Below are 20,103 nucleotides of genomic sequence, written 5' to 3'. Positions count from 1 at the left end.
CCGCCGTCCCTGACACGCCTGGGCCCGGCCGGCGGCCCCCGTCCTTCCCGATGTTTCGCAGGCTTCCCGGTCACGCGCCAGGTGACCCCCGAAGGTCACGCGTCACACCGCTGCACGACCCGGACGGCGGCGGCCGACCGCCGATCGCCACCGGGCGAACGGCATCCCGACGCTGCCGCTCGCCGATGGCGGTCAGCAGGTGGACGCGTCCACGCGGCGGATCGAGCAGCTGTCGGCCGGCAGGACGTGCTGCAGCCCCCACGCACCGACCTCCGTGAACGGGCGGCGCTCGTCACCGTAGAAGTAGTCACCGGGCCGCCCGCCGCCGGCACCGCCCACGACGTCGAGGTCGAAGGTCTCCCACGGCGCCATGCCCTGGGCGGTCATCCAGTTCGACATCGAGACGTGGCGGTCCTGCGGCCAGCGGAGTCCACCCAGGGAGAAGACATGGCTGTTCTCGCTCCCCGGTGCCATCAGGACGTGGACCAGCATCGGATCTCCGGCGTACGCCGTCAGCGTGGGCACGCCACCCGGGTCGGTGAACGACCCGGCGTCCCCACCCGGGGGCGCGGTCGCGTAGCTCAGCAGCGTGCGACCCGCGTTCGCGCTGGTCGGGTACGGCATGAAGTCGCGTCCGATCGCGATGTCGTCGTCGGCCAGGGTGACCGTGAAGTCGCGGTAGTTGGGCCGGATCTGTCCGGGCGCGCGGACCAGCACCTGCGCCCCGAGGTCCTTGAGCGCGCCGGTGGCGGGGTCGCGGAAGATCGTCGGCTGCCCGGGCACGGTGGACTTCGGCGCGACCACGACGACGCCGTACAGGCCGCGCTTGAGGCTGCCGGCACTGGCGAGGTCGCCCACCGCCGCGCTGCCGATCTGGTCGGTCGGCACCGAGTAGACGTAGGTCCGGGTCGCGCCCGGCGCGACGTTCTGCTCGGGGTTGAAGCCGACGTCGGCTCCGGAGGAACCGGCCTCGCGGTCGAGCTTCCCCATCGAGAAGCCGACGGGCACGGTCAGCTCGTTGCGCAGGGTCACGGTGACGCAGTCGCCGGCCACGACGTGCATGACCAGGGGCTCGGGCAGCTTGAGCCGCTGCCTGATCGCGGCGGCGTCCGCGGTGGGCACGTACGCCGTCCTCGAGCCGTTGTTCGTGTTCGAGCGGTCGATCGCGGTGAGGTCGAACGCGCGCGCGGCTGCGCCCGCCGGGCACGGGTTGCCCGGCGACGCGTCGGGTGGAGGCCCTGCGGTGGGCGCGGGCTCGGCGTACGACGTGCTCGGCGTGGTCACGCCCGGCAGCGCCTTCAGGTCGGGGACCAGCCCCGGCAGGATCCGCACGATCCCCCAGGCGCCCTGCTGGAGCCGGTCCTCCATGCCGTTGGCGTAGAGGTAGTCGCCCGGCCGCAGCCGCATCCAGCTCGGCTGCCCGTTGAGCACCAGCGTGTAGCGCTCGCTGATCCCGCCGTGGACGGCGTCGATCACGGTCCCGCCGTACCCGCCGGCGTAGGCGTAGCGCGGTTCGAGGAGCGTGCGGGCGCCCACGAAGTGCAGGCTGTCGAGCGTGGGCGAGATGCTGATCGACCGCACCACGAGGGGGTCGTCGGGATACAGCTTCGGCAGCGGCGTGAGCGGGTCGCCGTAGGTCCAGGAGCTGAACTGGTGGGCCTTGTCAGGACGGTCCGCGAGGGGGTTCGCCCGGAGGTTCAGCGTCGAGAAGCTCCCCTGGTCGTTGTCGTTGATCGTCCACAGCGCGAGCTCGCGGAAGCTGCCGTCGACGATGCCGGGTGCCAGCGGGCTCGAGGTGTGGATGTCGACGAGCGTGCCCGAGTCCACAGGCTGCCCGGTCGTCGGGTCGGTCCAGGTCGACCCCTTCGGCTCCACGATGATCTGCCCGACGAGGCCGTGGCCCCACCCGTGGATGCCGTCCACGTGGTCGTGCCAGAAGACGTTGTCGAGGAGCGTGTCGGGGTACCACCGGCTCTGCAGGAACTCCGTGCCGGCGTACTCCCCGGCGGCGTGGTCCTTCGCCAGCGGACTGGTCAGCGTCACCGTCTTGGTGGCGGCGCTCAGGGACTTCACCTGCTTGATGTCGATCGCCTCGGTGCCTTCGCCGATGGCGATCCACTTCCCGACCGCCTTCCCGTTCGCATCCGTGCCCGAGAGGCCCGCGAGGGAGGAGAGCTTGATCGACGTGGCCCCGCGACGAGCCGCCGCCGCCAGCGTCGCCGAGGCCAGCTTGTAGGGCCGGACCGAGTGCTCGTAGGCGTAGCCGGCGCTGACACCGTCGGAGCCCTGGATGTCGAACTGCACGTGGTGGATGTGCATGGACACCTTGGAGAAGCCGTCGAACGCCGAGGCGTCGGTCATCTCGTTGGTCAGGGTCAGGGCGACGCAGTCGCCCTGGTCGGCGCGGATCGCGAGCGGCTCCCCCTTGTCCGGCGAGGCGAGCAGTGCCGCCTTGTCGTGGGCGAGCACGAACACCTTCCCGTCCGGATCGACGAAGCTCGGCGTCCGCCGGATCGGCTTCGTGACGGCGACGACGTTGTAGTTGCGCACGGTCCGTCCGTTCGGGCACAACCCGTCGGCGCGGCCCGCCCACGGATCGGTGGCGCTCGTGCTGGCCCTGTTCGCCGTGTCACCGAGCCACGGAGCGCCCGTGTGCCCGTTGGCCGTGAACGGAGGCCTCCCTCCGATGTGCGTGCGCAGCAAGGGGTACGCCGGGCGTCCGTTGACCGGGTTGAACAGGATGGTCGGACGGTTGTCCACCACCCGGCCCGCGTCGACGAGGAGCAGGTTCGGCTGGCCGGGCACCTCCTGCGGGGACTCCGTGTACACGGTCGGGTCGGCAGGAGCGCCCAGGTAGATCGGGCGCGCCGCCGTACCGGCGACCTTCCAGTCCATGACCGTGGCGTCCTGGTTGTCCGCCGGAATGCCCGACGGCGGCAGCTGGGGGCGGATCCAGGCGTCGAGGTTCTTCGCCGTGATCTTGAGCCCGTTGATCGTGCGCCCGATCAGGCCTGCCGAGTCGACCGCCTGCGGAGGCGCCGGCCGGTCGGCCAGCGGCACGAGGTCGGGCTGCATGGTGTCGAAGACCCGCCACAGGGCCCACATGCCGGAGACGTAGTGCTTGGCGATGTGGCAGTGGAAGAGGAAGTCGCCCGCGGACTGCTGGACACCACCGGCTCCGCCCTCGAGCTCGAGGTTGTAGGACTCACCGGGGCCGATCGACTGGGAGTCGAGACGCTGCGAGGGCGACATCGTCGTCGGCGGGTCCTTGCGCAGGCCCGTGTCGGCGTAGTCGTACGTCGTGTCCGCGACCGGGTTGAACCGCCACCGGTCGCCGCCGCCGTGCAGGTGGAAGATGTGGAACTTCTCGCCGCCGGCGTGCATCAACCGGATCTTCGTGGGATCGGCCAGGTAGCCGCGCATCATCGGCGTCGACGGCTCCCCGAACGTGTAGGAGCTATAGGCGTGGCTCTTCTCCCGCGGGAAGTCCAGGAGGCGGTTGCGGAAGGGCTCACTGCGGTAGTTCAGCGCGAAGCCGCCCGGCCGGTAGGAGCCGGTGGTGTCGTCCTGGAGCGGCACCAGCTCGCCGGTCCTGCTGGTGAGCGTCTCGTTGTCGTTCCCGATCTCGTGGTGTAGGAGCGCCGCCTCGCGGAACGCACACGTGGGCTGGGCACTGCCGGGCACGCACGGAGCGTCGACGCCACCCGGCTTGATGATGGCCTCCCAGCCCGAGTCCAGCGCGGCGCCGGGCGTCGTGGCGTCCCAGTACGTCGACCCCGGGGGCTCGACGATGAACGAGCCGAACAGGCCGTGGTCGATCGCGGCCCGGTGCCCGGGACCGGGGTGGACGTAGTGGCCGCCCTCGGCGCGCCGGTCGTTCGGGACGGAGTACCGGTAGGTCACGGTCTCGCCCTGGCCGGCCGCGGACGAGGCGTTCTGCCCCACCTGGTCGCCGGAGGAGGACACGGCGAACTCGAGACCGTCGATGTGCATGCCGATCGGGCCGCGCGTCGCGTTGTTGGTGAACGTGACCTCGACGCAGTCGCCCTCGTTCGCCCGGATCACGAGCGGCTGGATCGGGTCGTCGCGGAGCCCGATGGAGACCTGCTGGGTCCGCTCCTCCTGCCGGATCGCGTCGACGTGGCTGCTCAGGGCGTACATCACGCCGTGGGGATCGTGGTCGCCGAACCGGTTGACCGGGATGTCGACGTCGAGCGCGGTCACGTCGAAGGACCGGTCGACGGCGCCTCCGGACAGGCAGTCCGCGGTCGTGGCGACCGCCGGGGTGAGGGTGGTCAGCGCGGTGGTCATCGCGACGGTCGCCGTCGCCGCGAGGGACGCGACCCCCAGGCGAAGGCGCTTCGGGGAGAGCGAGCGGGGGGCCCGGCGCGCCGCCCCTGCCAGCGCGAGCAGCGGCACGAGCACCACCAGCGACGTGACCACGTCGCCGAGGAAGCCCGACGCGCTGCCTGCGCGGCCGTTGCTGGCGGCGTGCAGCTGCGCGCCACCGGCGACGGCGAGGGCAGCCGCCGGAGCCAGCCAGGTCAGCTCGCGGGTCGTGGAGGTCGGCCGCGGGTCGGAGCGGAGGACGGCCAGCCCGACGACCACGACCAGCACGGTCTGGGTCAGGGAGAACCCGATCATGCCGCCGAGCTGTGCCGCCAGGCCCCCGTGGCCCTCGTGGCTCCCGTGCGGTGCGGGCTCCAGCGTCCGCAGCCAGGTCGAGCCGGCGACGCAGCAGAGGATCCCGACGAGCGCGTCGGCGGCGAGCACCCGCAGCGGCGGGGCGGTGACGGACCTGGACATGGCTGCCTACCTCGTGGTTGTGCCGTGGTCGTGGCCCTCGTGGCCAGGTGCCACCTGGTCGACGGCCGCGAGATCGATGGACCGCGGCGAGCCGCGGACGCTGAGGACGAGATGTGAACCGTTGCGCGGCACGACGAACGTCACCGTGCCGACCACCCGGCCGTGCGCATCGAGGAACCCCGATCCGAGGGAGCCGCCGGCGGCCATGAGCGGTGTGCGCGCTCCGACCGCTCGCGCGACGATCCTCCGCGCCTCGTACGTCGAGGGCTGCGCACCAGCCGTGATCTCGACGGAGACGCTGAGCATCATCTCGTCCTGGGGGACGTAGCCCGAGATGTTGTGCGCCATGCCGCCCATCAGGTCGGCCGCCGCTGTGCCGACGACCTGCTCGACACCGGTGACCCGGAGCGTGGCACCGTCGATCTGCAGGGTCGCGGGGTCCTGCCCGGCGGCCTCGGCCAGGGCGAACGCCCGGACGCCTCCGAGGGCGGTCGCCAGCAGGAGCAGGCCGGTCGCGAGGGCGCGGCGGTGCCGGCGTACCTGCCCCCGCCGCGCCCGCGTCCGTGACCGCGCCCCGTCCATGCTCCGATGGTCCGACCCGGGCCTTGCACAGATCTTGGACGACCGCACGCGAAGGTGCCCGTGGCCGGTGGCCACGGGCACCTTGCCCGATCACGGGGTCCCGGTCCTGGGTTCCGGTCCCGTGATTGCGGTTCCTGGGTTGCGGTTACCTCCTAGGTGCGGAACGTCCAGGTCAGGGGTGCCAACCGGTTGCCCGCCAGGTCCCGGACCCCGTTGGTCAGAGCGACCGTGAAGGTCTGCCCCGCCGGCAGGTTGAGGGCCGGGTTGAGCGTCGCGGTCCTGCCGTCCACGCTCAGGGTCACCACGGCGAGCACCCTGCGTCCGGCCGCGTTGGTGAGCGTGAAGCTGTTCGCTCCCAAGGTCACCGGCTCGCTGAACGTCACCACCACGTTGCTGCCCACCGGCACCCCCGTTTCTCCGGGCGCGGGACTCCGGCTGGTCACCGTCGGCGGGGTCACGTCGAGGGCGGTCCGGAAGGTCCACGAGGTCGTGGTCAGCGGGTTGCCGGCCAGGTCGCGGATCGCCGTCGCCCCACCGGTGAGCGTCGCGGTGTACTGCGTGTTGTTCGCCAGCGGTGCCGTCGGCGTGAGGGTGGCGGTGTTGCCCACCATCGTGACCGTCGCCGACACGTTGAGCCCGTTCACGGTGTTCCTCAACCGGAACGTCGTGCCACTGACTCCCTGGACCGGCTCGCTGAACGTCGCCGTCACCGTGGTGGTCTGCGGCACCCCGGTCGCGTTCGGGGCCGGGTTCCGTGCCGTCACCGTCGGGGCCGTCGTGTCCGCGAGCACCGTCACGGCGTTCGAGTCCAGACTGAAGGGCCCGTTGCCGACGGCGTTGGACGCCCGCACCCGCAGCCACACGGTCGTGCCGGGGGTCAGACCGGTCACGGTCGCGCTGGTGGCACCCGGACCGGCGGACGCCGTTCCGAGGACCGTGCCGAGCGAGTTCCTGGCCTGGACCAGGTAGCCCGTGATCGGCGAGCCACCGTCGTCCGCCGGAGCGGTCCAGGTGACGCTGGCCGACCCGACGCCCGCGGTCGCCGTACCGATCGTCGGAGCACCGGGTGCGACCGGCGCCGGTGTCACGGCGTTCGACTCCGCGGAGAACGGGCTGGCACCGAAGGCCCCGACGGCCCGCACCTTGAAGGTGTAGGTGGTCCCGTTGGTCAGGCCCGTGATGTGCGCGCTCGAGTCGGAGGGCGGGGCGGTGCGGAGAGCACCCTGCTGGACACCACCCGAGAGCACCTGGATCTCGAACGACGTGGCCGGTTCACCCGTGGCCGCCGCGGTCCACGTGACGTCCGCCGACGCGTTGCCGGCCGTGGCCGTGCCGATCGTCGGTGCGTTGGGTGCGGCCAGCACGACCGTCTGGTCGCTGAACTGCAGCCGCTCCATGTTGAACAGCGTGTCGGTGCCGTCTCCCGTGGCCACGACGCCGGGCGCCGGAGCGGCGCTGGTGGTGTCATGGACCGTGATCGATCCGTTCGGGTTGGACGTGATCGTGTACTGGGAGCGCGGTCCGGCGTACACCGAGGTGTCGCAGTTGACCGGAGCGCTGGCGCTGCAGTCCGCCGGGGCGTTGACGTTGTCGACGATCTCGCGGACGTTGACCAGGTTGCCCGGGTCGACGAGGCCCGCGAAGACGGCCTGCTGCAGGGTCATCCCGGCCGTTCCCGGCCCGAAGTTGCCGCTGGTGGGCAGCCCCTCCATGAGGTTGGTGCGACCGAGCTCGTTGCCGTTGCCGTCCGTCACGCTGATCGCGACGCGCAGCTCCTGGTCACCGTCGATGATCTCGTCGCCGGCACGACCCGTGATGGTGTCACTGCCGGGACCACCGAGGAGGATGTCACCCTCGCCCCAGACCGGGCCGCTGAGCGGGCACCGTCCCGAGGCAGAGAGTGCAGCCACGTCGGCAGCGGTCCCGGGCCACTGGGCGACCGGCGGGAGCAGGGCGGCGAGGCCCGTGATCCGGTTCAGGCCGGCCTGGTCGACGGCGTCGCATCCCTGGAAGCCGCCGCCGCCGATCAGGCGCGGGTTGGCCAGGACGCCGTCGGTGCCCTTGATCACGTCGTTGAACTGACCACCCGCGTCGGCCTCGGTCTCCTGCCAGCGGTCGCGGTTGACGACGATCTGGATCGGCAGGCCGCCCAGGTTGTTGTTGATCATCATGTCGTCGTTGGCAGCGACGGTGTCACCCTGGTGGGTGGCCCAGTCGAAGCCGCCGGCGCCTGCGTTGCGGTCGATGGCCGCGTTCTGCAGCATGATGTCGTCGCCACCTTCGGCGTCGTAGTCGTTCTCACCCGGCTGGCCGACGAAGATGTCGTTTCCAGGTGCGGCCTCACCCGGGTCGTCGAAGAACGGCGCACCGTGGTCACCCTGGAGGAGGTCCTGACCCGTGCCGCCCTCGATCCAGTCGTCGCCTCCGTCACCGAAGACGGCGTCCGCACCCTGGCCGGCGATGATGTAGTCGTTGCCGGGACCGGCGAAGCTCTCGTTGTCGTTGGCTCCACCGTTGATGAAGTCCTGACCGTCGTTGCCCATCGGGATGTCGTCGCCCGGGCCGCCGTCGATGGCGTCGTTGCCCGGACCACCCTTGAGGGTGTCGGCTCCGTCGAGGTCGGTGATGATGTCGTTGCCCTCACCACCGAGTGCCACGTCGTCTCCGCCGCTGCCCTCGATCCGGTCGTTGCCCTTGCCGCCCCAGAAGGTGTCGTTGTCGTTGCCGCCGGCGACCCGGTCGGGGCCGTCAGTTCCCTGGTAGACCGACTGGCCGTTGATGCCCGTCGGGTCGACCGTGTTGCGCTGCCGGTAGGAGATGGTGCCGTCGGGCGACCTGACCAGGAGCAGCGACTCGTCGCAGTCCGGCGTCGTCGTGTCGTCCGCCACCGTCGCTCCGAACTGCGCGTACCCGGCCGGGGTGCCGGCGAGGTGCGACAGCTGGAACTTGCAGTCGGCCGTGGCGAACGCGTCGGCCTTCAGCGTGTTCGTCCCATCGGTGTTGCGCTGGATCAGCTCGGAGAACGAGTTGCCCTCGAGCTGCGTGCGCAGGTTGAGGCCAGGTGTGCGGGCCAGGTAGTACAGCCGGTCGCCGTCCTGCAGGCTCTCGAGCTGGGTCTGGAACACGTAGTTGAACGTGGATCCCAGCAGGCCGCCGTTGAGGTTCGTGACCTCGGCGAGGCCTCCGACCCACAGGTCGACGCTGTCCAGCCCGGTCGTGGTCTTGCCGTTGGCGTCACTCGCCCACGCCGAGCCGGGGGTGCTGAACATGAAGTCCGCCGCATCCGAAGGCGGCACATCCGCCGGGATGTCGTCCGCCGTGCCCAGGATGCCGTCCGGGCCGGCCTGCACCGGCCGTGGATCGACGATCGCCCGCGCGGCATCGCGCTTCGCGGTGACGCTGGTGGCCGAGGTGATCGTCGGGTGGGTGCCGTAGGCGGCCACGAAGTTGATCAGCGACTCAGGGTGCTTCAGGTGCTGTCCGAAGTCGCTCCAGCTCGTGTACGGCTGCATCTGGCCGTCGTTGGTGTCCGCGAAGATCTTCCTCCGGACGCTGTTCAACGGTGGGATGCCCTCGCTGCGCGCCCTGGTGAGGTTGAACGTCGCCAGGTCGAGCGGGAGCCCGAGCAGGTTGTTCCGCAGGGTCTCGTTGATGAACTCGTCGAGCTCGTTGCCCGACTGGTCCGAGGAGCCCATGACGATCGCACCGGCAGCCTGCTGCGGTGTGTAGAAGGTGTTGTTGGGTGCGTCGTCGAAGTACGCGGGCGGGTTGAGGAACGCCGTCAACAGCGGCAGTGAGTTGTCCTTTCGCGTGTTGTCGGGAGCGACGTCGGTCCGGGCGACGTCGTCGTCCAGCATCGAGTGCCCGAACCGGTAGACCGCGTGGGCGAACTCCGCCTTGATCGCCGGGTTGATGTCGGGCGAGTACACGTGGAACGGCCGGATCGCCGGCTGCACCTTGCGCGCGAACTCCTCGAAGACCAGGTGCTGGTACTCCATCTCGGTGACGAACCGCGCTGCCTGGAAGAGCCGCTGACCGTAGGTGTAGGTCGTCGGCCGCGTCGGGTCGTTCGTGGCACACCCGATCGGGCAGTTCGTGTCGTGGAAGGCCGTCGAGAGAGAGGCGTTGGCCGGCAGGGTCACGGAGTCGAACTCGTTGGCGAGCCGGTTGTGCTCGGAGTGGAAGATCTGGTGGATCGTCGAGAGCGCGATGTTCTCGTTGCAGCGCCCGTCACCGCAGGTGAAGTGGGCGTCGAGCATCTCGTCGTCGTAGGTGCCCGCCGGCTGGTGCGCGAAGTCCGCCGACGGGGTGTTGTCGGCGTCGGGGCTCAGGCAGCCCTTCGGCGACCGTGGCGTGACTCCGATCGCGGTGGTGCACGGTCCGACGGACCCGGGATCCGCGTTGTGCGCGATGTCGGTCAGGAACGGCGTGTCGAAGTGCTTGGCGGTGTAGACGGACGGGCAGTTCGGCCCCGCTGCGGTGCACTTCGTCTTCACCGGGTCAGCGAGGTTCCCCTCGACCAGGCCGGCATCCGTCACGAGCTGCGGAAGGCCACGGGCCGGGCCGGGGACGAAGTTGCCGTACGGGTCCGCGAGCAGCATCGGAACATCCGCCACATCGGTGTCGACCAGCTGGATACCCAACAGGTCGTGCGCCTGCTTCTTCGTGGACGCCCACGTCGAGATCCCGTCGGTCCCGTCCGGGGAGCCGCTGTAGGTCTGCCCTGCCGGCAGTCCGCCGAGGAACCGACCGGTTGACAGCGGATGCCCTGCACCGTCTGACACGTACTCGCGCAGGAAGATCTGGTGCGATGCGTGCGACGTGTAGGTCTGGGACTGGTCGACCCACGGGGTGTCGGTGTTGTTGGCGTCCTGGACGTCGTCCGCGGTGCCGATGACACCGTCCGGCCCGGGCTGGTTCTGGGCGCGGGTGAGCGGGATGAACCGCAGGCTGGGGTCGAGGTCGTCAGCGGTACCGAAGACGTGGTCCGGGCCCGCCACGAGCGGGTCGTCGTCCTTGAGCGGCACGATCACCGTGCCGCTGCTCTTGACGGTCTGGTCGACGCCGTGGTCGAAGAACTGGCCGAAGAAGGTGAACAGCGAGTTGTACGGCGGCGACAGGCCGACGTCGGTCGTCACGTTCTCGATGAACAGCGTGTGGTACCGCGGCACGCAGTTGGCCGGCGTCAGCGGGATGATGTCGCTGCCGTCCGGGTTCGTCTTGCAGGGCACGGTCGGGTTGCCACCGTTCTGGGCACGCACCGGGAATCCGGCCGCCGCGACGGCCGCCGGGTTCGTCGAGGTCTGGTCGACGATGAGGTTCGAGATCATCCGCGGCTGGGAGTCGAAGACGACGTTGCCGGCAGTCTTCTGGGCGTAGCTCGTCACAGGACCTGGAGGACCGAAGGCCGGTGGGTTGCTCTCAGCGGTCCGGAACTCCGGAGCGGTCAGCCGCGGGAACGGCTGGTCGGCGGCACCGATCGTCGGGTGGTTGGCGTAGGTCGGCGTGGGGAAGCTGTTGTTCGCGTTGGTCGTGTCGAGGACCGACGTCAGGTTGTTGCACTGGCCGTCGACGGTCCGCAGACCGTAGGAGGTGAGCGGGTCCGGGATCTGGTCGGCGGCGCTGCCGATCATCGAGAGGCAGTAGCTCGGGTCCGCCGCGGGGTGGGGGTTGGGCTGCGGGGCAGCGGTGGGGTCGCCCTCGAACGCACGACTGTGCCGCTCCGCGATCTTGATCTGCTTGAGGATGAAGTTCAGATCGCCCGCCGTGACGGTGAACCCGTTGCCCACCGGGCCCACCACCGCCGGTGCGGCTTGCGGGACCAGCTGCAGCCCGAGGGCGAGGGGCACGACCAGGGCCGTGAAGAGCGCGACCCGTCGGGTCCGCTCGGGCGCCGATCTCGAGGACCGGTGATGGCTGGGGTTGCCTCGTCGAGCAGACGCAGCGAACGACGTACCAGCGGACCTGCCTGAGCGGAATGACATCATGGCGAACCTGCCTCGGCCTCGAGTAGTGACTGCTCCACCTTCGGAACCGGGCCTTGGACAAACCTTGGACGGCACGCGCCCGCCGATCGGCGGCCCTCCTACGCGACCGCAGGCGACAGGCCCCCGCGGCCCGCCGGCCGCGGAGGCCTGTCGGGCAGCGCCGCTTGGGGGGCAACGGCGCCGCCTTCGCCCGGTCCGGCGCCTTGTCCTGGGGACGACTGGCGCTCCTGACCGGGTGTGTGCCACGACGCTAGGCAGCCCTCCTTGTGGATTGCTGGCACGGACTCGCCCCGCCGACCGCCGTCTCGCTAGCGTGCTCCTCGTGAGCATCGACCCCACCTGGCCCGTCGTGATCGCGCTCGTCGCCCTGCTCACGCTCACCCTCGTCGCGCACCGGGTCGCCGGCTACGGCCTCGAGCTGCCCTCGCTGGTCGCGGCCGCTCGCGCGGTCGTCCAGCTCGGCGTGGTCGCGCTGCTGATCAAGACCGTCGTGGGCAGCCTGGCGCTGTCCTGGCTGCTCGTCGCCGTGATGTTCGCGATGGGCGTGCTCACCACCGGCCGCCGCGTCGAGGCGCTCCGGGCGTGGCCGTGGGCGGCCCTCGCCATGGCCGCCGGGGCCGCCCCGGTGCTGATCGTGGTCTTCGCGACCGGGGCGGTGCCGTGGAAGGGGATCGCCGTGATCCCGGTCGCCGGCATCATCGTCGGCAACGCGATGACCGGCCACACCCTGGTCGGGCGGCGTGCGTTCGCGGCCTTGCGGGAGGAGCGCTCGCAGTACGAAGCGTGCCTGTCCCTCGGCATGCTGCCGGCCCAGGCGATCACCGAGTCGATCCACCGGCGAGCGCCCGAGGCCCTCCTGCCCGGCCTCGACCAGGTGAAGACCACCGGCGTGGTCACCCTTCCCGGCGCGTTCATCGGCGTGATGCTCGGCGGCGGCAGCCCTGTGCAGGCCGCCACTGCGCAGGCCCTCGTTCTCTTCGGCATCATGGCCGCGCAGACGATCACCGTTGCGGTGGCCGAGCGCCTCATCGCGGCGCGCCGCCTGCTGCCCACCGACCTCACCCGCCAGCTGATCGACTGAGCACGGCGGAAGGGATCGAGGCACGCCGGCGTGAGACACCCGGAGAGCAATCAGCCGGCCCGACCAGGGAGCCGACGGCCGCCCGTCACCGGACCGCCACCAGCTGCGCCATCTCGAAGTGCATCGGGTCGGTGTAGCGCCACGTCCCGCCCCAGTTGAAGCCCCACTTCCGGAAGATCGCCACCACGTTGCGGTCCATCGTGCCGGCGGTGCCGCGCTGGTTCTCCGCGACGTTCAGGTCGATCGCCGTGCCCCAGGTGTGGAACGACAGGCCCTGCGAGGGGTCGTGGCCGATGTAGCGCGGGACGTAGCAGCCGCCGTACTCGTTCGGGTGGATCTTCGACGCCAGGCCGAGCTTCACCACGTCCTGCAGGGCGGCGCGGAGCTGGGGCAGCATCGCCTTGTTGCACCGTACGGCGCCCAGGATCGGCACTTGCTCGGTGCGGATGTAGTCGCGGATCCACCGCGGGTCGGGGTTGACCGAGCCGTCCGGGTTGACGGTGTAGGTGAACGAGCCGACCGCCTGCGCGACCGACCCGCCGGTGAGCACGGCGGTCAGGGCGGCGTGGGGGTCGAGGTTGCGACCGGGTCCGAGCACCAGCACGGTCGCCTTGTCGCCGGCCAGGCCCGCGATCGTCGGCCGCAGGGCCACCGGATCGGCGTTGCCGGTGGAGATCAGCAGCGCGTTGCCGGTGGGCATGTGCAGCTTGGGCCCCCACTTCTCGTTGACCACCGCGTTGATGAACGGGGTGTGCAGCTGGTCGTTCAGCGGCGTCAGTGCGCCGATGTGCATCAGCGGGGCGTCCTTGCCGTTGCCCATCTGCACGGTGTCGTCGTGCACGGCGACCGCGTCGCGGATCGTCGGCGTGACGCCGAGCTCGCCGTCGGCCACCCGGTCCCACACCTCCGTGTCCTGCGCGGCCGCAGCGGGCAGGTAGCGCCGGAAGGTGTCGGGGTTGATCGCGGCGTACGTGACCTGCTGCTCCTCGACGTAGAAGGACGCCATCGAGAACTGCTCGGCGGCCTGCACGCCCTTCACGCCCTTGATCGCGGTGACGACGTCCTTGGGGAGCGGGTCCTGGCTGAAGACGAGCAGGTCCTGGGTGAACAGCGGGGTCTTCACCTTGCCCGGTCGGGGCATGGCGACGTCCTCGAGGCCGGTGGGCGCGTCGGTGCGAGTGGGGCTGTCGGTCGCGGCGACCGGCTTGTCCGTCGCCCGGTGCGAAGCCCCGCACCCGGCGACCGCGAGCGCCAGCGCAGTGACCAGCGCAGTGACCAGGGCAGGCAGCACCAGCACCCGCGTACGCCGCACTGCCGAGCCCTGCATGTCCCTCCGCCCCCACGTCGCGCGGTCGATCCTGCCGCTCCCCCTGCGGCGCCGCCTCCCGGAAGGATCCATGCTAACGAAGCGCCCGAGGACTCCTCAGCCGTTCGTCCGGGCTCCCCGGACGTCCCCGACCGGGGTCACGCGTGGGCCCGCGCCGAGGCCAGCACCCGGGCCGCGATCCAGGCGATGTTGTCGGCGGTCTCGCGCGGCGAGGTGCTCGGCGCGGTGACGTGGCTGAGCACCAGCCGGATCACCATGTCGACCAGCGGGTCGATGCGGTCCTCGTCGAGGCCGTGGTCGTAGGTGTCGAGGTGGCGGCGGACCAGCCCGTGGGCGGCCTCGATCAGCGGCTCGACCTGGGTGGTCAGCAGCGGAAGCAGCGCGCTCTCGGCGCCGTGGCTGGCGGACAGGACGGCGTGCAGGAGCGGGTTGGTGCGGGCCATCTCGAGCACCCGGGTGGCCGCCTCGCGGATCGCGTCGACGAGCGACTCAGGGTGCTCCTCGAAGGCGGCGTCGACCGCCTGGAGGAACACCTCGAGCTCGTGCATGATCATCGCCTCGGCCAGCTGCCGCTTCGAGCCGATCTCGTTGTACACGGTCTGGCGGCTGACGCCGACGCGGTCGGCGAGCTTGGCCATCGTGATCGCCTGCCAGCCTCCGGACCGGGTCAGCTCCGCCGCCTGCGCGATCAGGCGCGCCCGCCAGCCGCCCTGCGGCACGGACTGCCCCGACGGGCCGCCGGCCTCGTCGACCCCGAGGAGGGCGGACAGCGCAGGGCGCGGTGTCACTGCGTCCACGGTCCCTCCCCTCGCGTCGGTCCCGGAGGTTTCGAGGCTCACTTCGAGGCTCGCTGGCGCTCGCACCTCAGTACAAGCGCTGGCGCTCGCACCTCAACCACCGGGGTTCCCTAGTCTTGCAGGCTCAGCGCGAGTGCCGGGCACGACTGCACCGCGGCGTGCACCTTCGCACGCTCGGACTCCGGAGGAGACTCCACGAGCACGCGCATCACGTCGTCGTCGTCGAGCTCGAAGTACTCGTGCGCCATCGCCTCGCACATGCCGTGCCCGTCGCACAGGTCACGGTCCACGACGATCCTCATCGGGGCCCCCGGCGAAGCGCGAGCGCAGCGAGCGGTCCGTTGGGGTGGTTTCTCATCGGACGCCCTCCTTGACGCTCGGGTCGAACGGCACGAAGTCGACCTTCTCGCGCACGCCGCAGTCGGGGCAGCACCAGTCGTCGGGGATGTCGTTCCACGCGGTGCCGGCGGCGAAACCCTCGTGCTCGCACCCCGCGGCCACCTCGTAGACGAAGCCGCAACCCGGGCAGCGCGCGGCCAGCACCTCGGCCGCCGCCCTCGCTGCCGCGGCGGCGTCGTCGGCCGCCTTGATCGCGGCCAGGCGCTCGTTCTCGCGCTCGGTCAGTCCGTAGCGCGCCAGGATCTTCGCGCGCTTGCGGGGCTGGAGGTTCGCGCGGGTCAGGTCGCCGCCGAAGTGCGCGACCACCCTCGGGTCCATCACGCGGCGCCAGACCGGCGGGAACAGCGCGAGCACGATCATCCCGGCGTACCCGGTCGGCAGCACCGGCGACTCCTCGAAGTCACGCAGCGTCTGGTAGCGCCGGGTCGGGTTCGCGTGGTGGTCGCTGTGCCGCTGCAGGTGGTAGAGCAGCACGTTGGTCGCGATGTTGTTGGAGTTCCAGCTGTGCGACGGGTCGACCCGCTCGTAGCGCTGCCGGTCGCCGATGCCGACCTTCTGGCGCAGCATCCCGTAGTGCTCCATGTAGTTCACGACCTCGAGCAGGCTGAAGCCCATCACCGCCTGGATCACCAGGTACGGCGCCACGCCCCACCCGAAGGCCGCGATGATCGCGCCCCACAGCACCGCCGACATCAGCCAGGCGTTGAGCACGTCGTTGCCGAGGTGGAACGGGTGCGTGTGCTTGCGGGCGTAGCGCTTCTTCTCGAGGTTCCACGCGCTCCTCAGGGAGCCGCCGACCGTGCGCGGCCAGAACTGGTAGAAGTTCTCGCCGAACCGGCTCGATGCCGGGTCCTCCGGGGTCGCGACGCGGACGTGGTGGCCGCGGTTGTGCTCGATGTAGAAGTGGCCGTAGAAGCTCTGCGCCAGCGCGATCTTCGAGAGCCAGCGCTCGTTGGCCTCGCGCTTGTGGCCGAGCTCGTGGGCGGTGTTGATGCCGATGCCGCCGATCGAGCCGATCGAGATCGCCAGGCCGATCTTGTCGACCACGTTGAGGCCGAGGTCCTGCGCGAGCAGCCGGTCGGCGAAGGGCAGTCCGGCGGCCCAGTCGTGCACACCGAGCAGGTTCACGAGCCAGCCGGCGGGGTTCTCCCCGGCCAGCACGGCGAAGGCGCCGACGAACCCGGCGTACTGGATCGGCAGGAAGAGGAACGTGATCCAGCGGTAGTACTTGTCGTTCTCCAGCTGCTCGATCACGTCGTCGGGCGGGTTGGACTTGTCCAGGCCGGCGATCAGGTCGATCGCCGGCACCACGCCGAGGATGATGATCGGGCCGATCCACAGCCAGGCTCCCCAGCCGGTCACGATGAACGCCGTCGCGGCGACGAAGGCCAGGCTCGGGACCACCAGCCCGATCAGCCAGAGGTAGCGCTTCTTGTCGCGCCACCGGTCGCTGGACCCCTCGGGGACCGTCGAGTTCGCGATGTAGTCCGTCGTCATGGATCACTCCTTGCCGGAAGGGGCCCGGGGAGGGTCGGGCCACTTGACAAGAAGGTACGGAATGTAAAGCCGCTTGACAAGACCTTGTGACTTGTAAAGTTCAGGCGAGCCTGTCCTCGCCGGGGGGACCACCGGTGACGGCCCCCGGGTTCTCACCCCAGCGGCGTCGCCACCACCACAGGCCCGCGATCAGCAGCAGGACCAGATCGGCCCCCACGGCGGCGACCACGAAGATCGGGCTGGACACCTCCCCGTCGGGTCGGTTGGCGCCGGGCCTTCCCGGGATCACGCGCACGGCCAGCCGGTCGGTCGTCCGGGCCAGCTCGTACGCCGCGTCGTCGACCGACGCGGAGAACCGGCGGCCCGCCGGGTCGAGGTCCTTCGGCAGCCGGTAGTCGACCAGGTGGCGCCCCTGGATCGTGCGCGCCTCGAGGACCACCGCCTCCACGTCGCGGCCGTCGCGGGAGATCTGGTGGTCGGTCCACGCCTGGTGCACCGCCGGGAGGTTCACCAGGAGCACGGCGAGGAGGAGGACGAGGCGGCGCACGAGGACACGGTAGGGGTTGCGGCAGGCTCGACCACCTCGCCGGGTTTCGAGGCGGTTGCTGCGCAACCGCACCTCAACCACCGGACCCTGCCGCCTCGCCGGGTTTCGAGGCGGTTGCTGCGCAACCGCACCTCAACCACCGACGCTGCTTCTACTTGTTGCTCACCTCGAACGCCACGGTCGTCTCCGACGGCGCGAACAGCGGCGTGCCGAGGTAATGCACGGTCAGCGCGTGCGCGCCCTTGTGCCGGTACGCCGGAAGGGTCAGCGACGCGACGCCCGTCGCCGAGACGTTGGTCGTGCCGACGAGCACGCTGCCGTCGTACACCTCGACCGTGCCGGCGTCGACCGTGTCCCGCGGCGAGGTCACGTGGATGCTGACCTCACCGGGCTCCCGGTCCTGCTTCGCGGTCAGGACCGGGTCGGGCGAGACGTCGGCCGAGATCGTGGTGGCGACCGGCTCGGCGGTCGTGTCGAGCCCGACCAGCAGCGGGTCGTGGTCGGAGGCACGGTAGGGATCCGCGGAGTAGAAGTCGGTCAGGTTGTAGTCGAACCGGCTGTACTCCAGCGCGACCGGCTCGACGGAGTTGATGTTCCACACGTGCGCACCCGTGACCGTGGCGAGCGCGGGTGCGTTCGCGAGCACGTGGTCGAGGGAGCCGACCACGCCGTCGAAGAGGTACGTGTGCTCGCCCGGCGACTCGTGCGAGCCGATGTCCGTGTAGCCGGCGTCGTGGAGGACCTTGATCGGGTCCTCCTCGGTGTAGGCGTTGAAGTCGCCGGAGAGGAACACCCGGTCGGTGCCGGACGCGGCCTTGACCTGGTCGGCGAAGGTGACCAGCTGCTGGGCCTGCGCGACCCGCTGGGGGTTCGAGTTGCCCTGCCCGGTGCCGTCGTCGGGGCCGGAGCCCTTGGACTTGAAGTGGTTGACGATCACCACGAAGCGCGAGGCACTCGTGCGGCCGACGGGCTGGAAGGTCTGCGCCAGCGGGTCGCGGGCCACATCGAACTCGGGAGCGTCGTCGACGACGGACTCACCGACCGGGGCGACGACCGAGGTGCGGTAGAGGAACGCGGTCCGGATGACGTCCTCGTCGGCCTGGTCGCCGATGTTCGACGGGGTGGACACGTAGCTCCAGGTGCCGGCGCCGGCGGCCGCGTTGAGCGCGTCGACCAAGGTGCTGACCGCGGCGTCGCGCGGCAGCCCGAACTTCGCGGAGTTCTCGATCTCCTCGAGCGAGACGACGTCGGCACCGAGGCCGTTGATCGCGCGCACGATCTTCGCCTGCTGGCGGGCCAGGTCGCCGGCGTCGGCCGCGCCGCGCGGACCGGGCTCGCCGTTCGGGCCGGTGCAGTCCCGCACGGTGACGTGCTCACCGACGCGGTCGTCGTACCAGGTGCAGGTGCCGCCCGACGCGACGTAGTCGGCGCCCGTGGTCGGGAAGTAGTTGAGCACGTTGAACGACGCGATCTGCACATCACCGCCGACGGGGGCGGGCGCCTCGGTGCGGGTGTGGGCGAAGGACACCGGCGCGGCGGCAGCTGCCGTGAGCTGGCCGGTCGGCTGGAGCTTCCAGAGCCCGTTGCGGTAGTCCACGACCAGCGGCGCCGTGAACGACGCCGTCGCACCGACCCGGATCTGGTGGTCCTGGGTGAGCCACGGCAGCGCCGTGTTCTTGCCGGTGGTCAGGAAGTTCGTGGTCGCACCGTCGTCGAGCGTGACCTTGCGGGCCGCGTTGTCGGCGTTCACGGCCGTGATCGCGGCGGCGTCGTGCGGGTCGGCGACCTCGGTCGGCTGCCACAGCGGCTCGGTGCCCGAGGCGAGCCCGATCTCGGCGTACTGGTTGAGGCTGTAGTTGTCCGCGACGGTGAACGGCCCCTGCAGGTCGACCAGCATCCCCTCCAGCGACTCGCGGGCCGCGTCGGTCCGCGGCCACGCCACGGTCGCCGGCTTCACCGCCGGCGCCGGGGAGGCGAGGGCGCTGACGTCGGACGCGGCGGCCGGGACGAGCTCGGTCAGCCCGTTGAACTCGGCGACCTTGCCGGTCACCTGCACGTGGTCGCCGAGGTGCACCGCGGAGGCGGCCGCGGAGGAGAAGACGAAGATCCCGTCCGACTTCGTGTGCGTGCCGAGGTCGAGGTCACCCCCGGTGCCGCCGGTCTGCAGGTAGAAGCCGTTGAACCCGCCCGTCGGGTACGCCGCGGTGACCACCCCGTCGGTCGAGACCGCCTGCCCGACGTACGGGCTCACGTCGGTGGGGCCCTGGATGTCCGCGATCGGCAGCGCCGTGGCCGGCGGCTCCGCCGATCCACCCGGCGCCTCACCGGGCGTGCCCGGCCCGGCGACCAGGTCGGCGGCGTTGCTGTCGGTGTCCTTGCCGGCGGCGTCGCGGGCGATCGAGGTCGTGGCCGACTGCGCAGGGGCTGCGGCAGCCTCGAAGGTGTTGCTGGTGCCGAAGCCGACCAGGTCGGCGACGGCGGGATTGCCGGTGACCGACCCCGTCGGCGGGGCGGTCAGAGCCGTCGCCTGGTTGGCCAGGAAGACCGTCCCGGCCGAGGCGCTCATGTTGACGGCACCGGTGACGTTCGCCGTCGGCAGCGGAGCGCCGTTGGCCCCACCGCTGCCCTCGGCGACCAGGTAGTAGCTCTTCGCGCCGATCGAGCCGGTCAGCGCAGTGACGCCCGTCGGGTTCCCGGTGCCCGTCGCCGAGCGGTACTGCACCGACATCCCGGCCAGGCTCACCGGCGCGTTCGTCGGGTTGAACAGCTCGACGTAGTCGTGGTCGTACGCCGCACCGGTGTTGCCCCCGGCGCCGTAGACCTCCGAGATCACGACGCCGGCGCCGGTGGTCGAGGCCGACGACGTGCCGGCCGCCGCCAGCGAGCCGGTGGTGGCCAGCGCCGCAGCAATTGCGGCGCGCAGGCTGACTGCAAGGACGCGCTGGGACATGCCGGTGTCTCCTCCGAGAAGATCGACGCCCCCGAGAGCCGGCGCGCCGTGTGAGGTCCTTCCTATCCCGGCCTCCGCCCCGGCGTCAGCAGGAACACGTGAATTCTCGGGGCCCACCTGTGGACGAGCC

At 70.9% G+C, this 20,103-nt stretch carries 10 protein-coding genes; 1 reads left to right on the top strand and 9 read right to left on the bottom strand.

Features of this window, described 5'->3' with window-relative positions; translation table 11 throughout:
- Positions 1-192 precede the first annotated feature (192 nt).
- The 3 genes from EFL26_RS18880 to EFL26_RS18870 all read right to left on the bottom strand — a co-directional run bounded on the left by EFL26_RS18880 (position 193) and on the right by EFL26_RS18870 (position 11,237).
- A complete protein-coding gene (locus tag EFL26_RS18880) occupies positions 193-4,806 on the bottom strand; it encodes a multicopper oxidase domain-containing protein (protein WP_123224433.1) in 4,614 nt (1,537 codons plus the stop codon).
- A 6-nt stretch (positions 4,807-4,812) separates the two neighbouring features.
- A complete protein-coding gene (locus EFL26_RS18875; RefSeq protein WP_123224432.1) occupies positions 4,813-5,388 on the bottom strand; it encodes a hypothetical protein in 576 nt (191 codons plus the stop codon).
- A gap of 152 nt (positions 5,389-5,540) precedes the next feature.
- Entirely contained in the window at positions 5,541-11,237 is a 5,697-nt protein-coding gene (locus tag EFL26_RS18870) for a peroxidase family protein (RefSeq protein ID WP_221177033.1), read from the bottom strand.
- 460 nt (positions 11,238-11,697) lie between these two features.
- Here EFL26_RS18870 and EFL26_RS18865 point away from each other — a divergent pair, with 460 nt between their 5' ends.
- Complete coding sequence (locus EFL26_RS18865) at positions 11,698-12,456, top strand: ABC transporter permease (protein WP_123224585.1); 759 nt, start codon at positions 11,698-11,700, stop codon at positions 12,454-12,456.
- A gap of 85 nt (positions 12,457-12,541) precedes the next feature.
- Here EFL26_RS18865 and EFL26_RS18860 read toward each other — a convergent pair whose 3' ends face one another.
- From EFL26_RS18860 to EFL26_RS18835, 6 genes are all read right to left on the bottom strand, one after another.
- Positions 12,542-13,783: a M15 family metallopeptidase gene (locus EFL26_RS18860; RefSeq protein WP_123224431.1), complete on the bottom strand. Its 1,242-nt coding sequence runs from the start codon at positions 13,781-13,783 to the stop codon at positions 12,542-12,544.
- 137 nt (positions 13,784-13,920) lie between these two features.
- Positions 13,921-14,580 carry a TetR/AcrR family transcriptional regulator gene (locus tag EFL26_RS18855; RefSeq protein WP_246000272.1) on the bottom strand — a complete coding sequence of 220 codons (660 nt, stop codon included), beginning with the start codon at positions 14,578-14,580 and terminating at the stop codon, positions 13,921-13,923.
- Positions 14,581-14,690: 110 nt separating this feature from the next.
- The gene (locus EFL26_RS18850; RefSeq protein WP_123224430.1) at positions 14,691-14,882 is read right to left on the bottom strand and encodes a ferredoxin; all 192 of its coding nucleotides are present in this window, start codon (positions 14,880-14,882) and stop codon (positions 14,691-14,693) included.
- A gap of 52 nt (positions 14,883-14,934) precedes the next feature.
- Positions 14,935-16,476, bottom strand: coding sequence for a fatty acid desaturase (locus EFL26_RS18845; RefSeq protein ID WP_123224429.1), 1,542 nt, complete (start codon positions 16,474-16,476; stop codon positions 14,935-14,937).
- A gap of 100 nt (positions 16,477-16,576) precedes the next feature.
- A complete protein-coding gene (locus EFL26_RS18840; protein ID WP_123224428.1) occupies positions 16,577-17,023 on the bottom strand; it encodes a hypothetical protein in 447 nt (148 codons plus the stop codon).
- A 151-nt stretch (positions 17,024-17,174) separates the two neighbouring features.
- On the bottom strand, positions 17,175-19,973 hold the full coding sequence (locus EFL26_RS18835; RefSeq protein WP_183408260.1) for an ExeM/NucH family extracellular endonuclease: 2,799 nt from the start codon (positions 19,971-19,973) through the stop codon (positions 17,175-17,177).
- Positions 19,974-20,103 lie beyond the last annotated feature (130 nt).

The sequence above is a fragment of the Nocardioides pocheonensis genome, from assembly GCF_003725535.1.
Lineage (GTDB): Bacteria > Actinomycetota > Actinomycetes > Propionibacteriales > Nocardioidaceae > Marmoricola > Marmoricola pocheonensis.
This window is presented reverse-complemented; position numbering and strand designations above follow the sequence as displayed.

Coding starts and splice junctions, on each gene's coding strand:
- EFL26_RS18845 (WP_123224429.1), bottom strand. CDS start 16,476: ATGACGACGGACTACATCGCGAACTCGACGGTCCCCGAGGGGTCCAGC.
- EFL26_RS18860 (WP_123224431.1), bottom strand. CDS start 13,783: ATGCAGGGCTCGGCAGTGCGGCGTACGCGGGTGCTGGTGCTGCCTGCC.
- EFL26_RS18835 (WP_183408260.1), bottom strand. CDS start 19,973: ATGTCCCAGCGCGTCCTTGCAGTCAGCCTGCGCGCCGCAATTGCTGCG.
- EFL26_RS18850 (WP_123224430.1), bottom strand. CDS start 14,882: ATGAGGATCGTCGTGGACCGTGACCTGTGCGACGGGCACGGCATGTGC.
- EFL26_RS18875 (WP_123224432.1), bottom strand. CDS start 5,388: ATGGACGGGGCGCGGTCACGGACGCGGGCGCGGCGGGGGCAGGTACGC.
- EFL26_RS18880 (WP_123224433.1), bottom strand. CDS start 4,806: ATGTCCAGGTCCGTCACCGCCCCGCCGCTGCGGGTGCTCGCCGCCGAC.